Annotated in this window: 7 protein-coding genes; 3 read left to right on the top strand and 4 right to left on the bottom strand. The window is 69.8% G+C overall.

What is annotated here, in order from left to right:
* The coding region (locus VJR25_RS09205) for a substrate-binding domain-containing protein (protein WP_324114674.1) at window positions 1–254 on the top strand (254 nt) is incomplete at its 5' end.
* Between the two features lie 23 nt (window positions 255–277).
* On the opposite strand, the gene VJR25_RS09200 is transcribed toward VJR25_RS09205, so the two are convergent.
* A complete protein-coding gene (locus tag VJR25_RS09200; RefSeq protein ID WP_324114673.1) occupies window positions 278–793 on the bottom strand; it encodes an FHA domain-containing protein in 516 nt (171 codons plus the stop codon).
* A 138-nt stretch (window positions 794–931) separates the two neighbouring features.
* Window positions 932–1,243: an ATP-dependent DNA ligase gene (locus VJR25_RS09195; RefSeq protein ID WP_324114672.1), complete on the bottom strand. Its 312-nt coding sequence runs from the start codon at window positions 1,241–1,243 to the stop codon at window positions 932–934.
* A 248-nt stretch (window positions 1,244–1,491) separates the two neighbouring features.
* On the opposite strand from VJR25_RS09195, the gene VJR25_RS09190 reads away from it, so the two are divergent.
* A complete protein-coding gene (locus VJR25_RS09190) occupies window positions 1,492–1,710 on the top strand; it encodes a hypothetical protein (RefSeq protein WP_324114671.1) in 219 nt (72 codons plus the stop codon).
* Between the two features lie 32 nt (window positions 1,711–1,742).
* The gene (locus VJR25_RS09185; RefSeq protein ID WP_324114670.1) at window positions 1,743–2,009 is read left to right on the top strand and encodes a DUF7218 family protein; all 267 of its coding nucleotides are present in this window, start codon (window positions 1,743–1,745) and stop codon (window positions 2,007–2,009) included.
* Window positions 2,010–2,056: 47 nt separating this feature from the next.
* Here the strand turns inward: VJR25_RS09185 and VJR25_RS09180 are convergent, their stop codons facing one another.
* Together VJR25_RS09180 and VJR25_RS09175 are read right to left on the bottom strand one after the other, a co-directional pair.
* Window positions 2,057–2,350: a DUF2188 domain-containing protein gene (locus VJR25_RS09180; protein WP_324114669.1), complete on the bottom strand. Its 294-nt coding sequence runs from the start codon at window positions 2,348–2,350 to the stop codon at window positions 2,057–2,059.
* Between the two features lie 15 nt (window positions 2,351–2,365).
* Entirely contained in the window at window positions 2,366–3,043 is a 678-nt protein-coding gene (locus tag VJR25_RS09175; RefSeq protein ID WP_324114668.1) for an SIS domain-containing protein, read from the bottom strand.
* Between the last annotated feature and the right edge of the window lie 132 nt (window positions 3,044–3,175).

Genomic DNA, 3,175 nt, shown 5'->3' with positions numbered 1-3,175 from the left:
TCCTGCTCGCCCTGCACGAGGCCGGGCTCCGGGTGCCGGAGGATGTCGCCGTCGTCTCGTTCGACGGCACGCGCGACGGCGAGTTCAGCTGGCCGCCGTTGACCGCGGTCGCCCAGCCGGTGCGGTCGATGGCGCGTGCCGCGGTCGCGGCGCTCGTGGACGAGCCGACGGCGGGCCGCCGTCAGCTGTTCGCCCCCACCCTCGTGCGCCGCGTGTCCTGCGGCTGCGTCCCGGCCTCTCCGGCCCACCGGTAGCCCACCGGTAGCCCGCCGGCGGACTATTCGGCCGCCGGATGCTGGTCGGTGTAGTCCGGCCGGGAGGGCTGACGGCGCTGGTGTGCGCCTTCACCGCCGGCGCGGCCGCCGTACGGGCGCCCGTGGTCGGCGAACTCGTCACGCTCGAACACGAGGCGCCAGGACCCCATGATGATCTGGGCGCCGCTGCGCAGCACCTCGCCCTCGGCGTTGACCGTGGCGATCGGGGTCTGGGTGTGGCTGGTGTCGGCGGGCCCGTGCAACACGAGCACGTACTCGTCGTGCTCGTCGTGGTCGATCTCGGCGTGCACCGGGGCGAGGCCGCCGAGTCGCAGTTCGCAGTCCTGCGCCGTGCCGATGCGCACGTGGTCGTCGGTCAGGGCGAACATGTGGTGCAGGCCGTCGTGGGTGATGATCAGCCGGGGGGATCCGGCGCCCCACGTCGCATGCGTGGTCGTCGGACCGACATGCGCGGCCTCGTGCGGTTCGGTGTCCGGGCCGTTCTCGAGCGGCCCGGCATGTGCTGTCGAGATGTCCATGCTGCCTCCTGTGAGCGGGCCAGAGGCGCGCTGATGGGAAACGGCGAACCCCGGGCGTCCCTCCATTCTCCCGCGCCTGACGGGTGGAGGGCCCGGAATCCGGGGATTCGCAGGGTGTGCGAGGTCCGCCTCTGGTGGTCAGACGGCGAGTTCCTCCGCCGGCTCGGGGACGATGTGCAGGCCCTCCGGCGAGTTGGCCGTGTAGCCGAGGGCTTCGAGCCACTCGCGGTTGATGGACGGTCGGCGGCTGCCGTAGTACTTGTAGGTGAGCGAGGCGTGCGCGTGGATCCACACGCTGATGCGGCCGTCGCCGAGGCTCGGATCGTCGCGCCAGGTGAAGATGAACGGCTCGTCGCGACGCAGCTTGTTGGTGATCACCTGCTGCAGATGCAGCAGCAGTCTGTCTTCGAATTCGACCCGGATGTCATGGTCGTAGGTCAGCCGTCCCATGGGAAGCTCCTGAATGCTTCCGCTCTTTCGTGTCGGCTGCGGGTGACGGAGGCATGGGCCCTGGGCAGTCGACGTGCTGGTCTGGGATGTCTCTTTGAACCGACGCTCCCCTCCCTGTCCGCAAAGCGCAAGCCCCTTGACCGATTTCGTGCCGCGGAGTCGCGAACGCGGATCAAGCATGCGGCTGTTTGTCAAGGTCCTCCCACTTTCGGCCCACGCGGCGAGACGCTCGACCTTGAGGAGGACACATGACTGACGAGAAGACGGGGATGCCGCCGATCCACACCTGGTGGCCGTATCTGACCATCGATGCCCGGCATGCCGTGCTCCTGGAGCCGGCCGGCCCCTTGGGTGCCGCTGTGCTCATGGAGATCGAGCGCCTCACCGGCGCAGCGGTGCCGCACGGCTCCGTGCTGAGCGACGAGGACGTGCAGTTCGTCGCCCTGCAGATCGAACTCATCGACTGACGACGCAGAAGAAGGAAGAAAAAGGAGTCATCATGCCCGGACGGCGGGGCAACGCCATCAAGGACGAGGAGATGTACCGGAGCCTGCGCAAGGAGGGCGCATCCGAGGAGAAGGCCGCACGCATCTCCAATGCGGCCGCGCGCGACGGCCGCAAGGCGGTCGGTCACCGCGGCGGCACGGCCGAGGACTACGACGAGCGCACGGTTCCGGAACTGCGTGCGCGGGCGAAGCAACTGGGCCTGAAGGGGTACTCGGGCAAGAAGAAGTCCGACCTGATCCGGATGCTGCGCAACCACTGACCGGACCTGTGAGGGGCGGCGGTCGCACGGACCGCCGCCCTTCGTCGTCATCCGGACGGATTGTCGAACGGGATGCCGTCGGCATCCGTGGTCGGCGGCATCCCGCGCCCCTCCTCGATGCCGGGCGGCGAGACGCGGGTGCGCGGCCCGTCGTCGTCCCGGATCAGATGCTTCGTGCCGAACTGCTCGGCGAGATCCCGCCCGGCCTCGACGGCCTCCGCGCGATTGCTGAAGATGTGCGACATGCCGTCACGGCCGACCACCCGTGTGATCCAGTGTCCGCGATGGAGCAGCGTCTCGACGTCTCCGTCCCGCGCCTGCTCGTGTTCGTCAGGATGCATGTGGCCTCTCTCCTCTCACGAGGCCGCACGGCCGATCGCCGTGGGCCTGTCGAAGCTGTCGTCGCCCGCCCGGCCCCGCGGATCGAGCGCGTGCACCCGGTCGTCGAAAACGCGGCAGAGCAGGTGGATGGCCAGAAGCTGCGCCTCCTGCACGGCCGCCGGCGTGCCGGAAAGGCAGAGCGCGGCGTCGCTCGCGTCGGACAGGTCGTTCGGCCCCGGGCCGGTCAGCGCCCACGTCGACGCCCCGATCGCGCGCGCGGCGTGGGCCGCGGCGACGAGGTTCGGGCTGAACTCGCCCGTGCTCAGCAGGATCACCACATCGGCATCCTGTGCGTGCGCCTGCACCTGCCGGGCGAACACCTGTTCATAGCCGTAATCGTTGGCGATCGCCGTCACGCTCGAGGTCTCGGCGTGCAGCGCCATCGCAGGGAACGGCGGCCGGTCGCCGTCGAACCGTCCGACCAGCTCGGCGGTGAAATGCTGCGCCTCCGCGGCCGAGCCGCCGTTGCCGACCACGAGCAGGCGGTGCCCGGTGGTCAGGCGCCGGGCCAGTTCGCATCCCCACAGCATCAGCAGGGGAAGCTCCCGCCGCAGCGCGGTGACGGCTTCGAGGTGGTCGTCGAGGTGGGCGTTGACCACGTCGGCGAAACTCGTCTCGAGGTGCGCTGTGGCGTGCATGCGTGTGCCGATCATCCTCGGGCCGCCTTTCGTGATGTTGTCGTGATCGTGCTCCGCTCGCGGTCTTCCGGGGAGGGGCTTGACGTGTCGGCGCAAGCGTGCACGATGCGCGAGTCCGCGTGCCCGGGCGCGCGCCGCGCACGCGGA

It is taken from the genome of Microbacterium sp. (genome assembly GCF_035277845.1).
In the GTDB taxonomy this organism is placed as follows: domain Bacteria; phylum Actinomycetota; class Actinomycetes; order Actinomycetales; family Microbacteriaceae; genus Microbacterium.
Note: the sequence above shows the minus strand (reverse complement) of the source record. Positions and strands in the feature narration are given on the sequence as shown.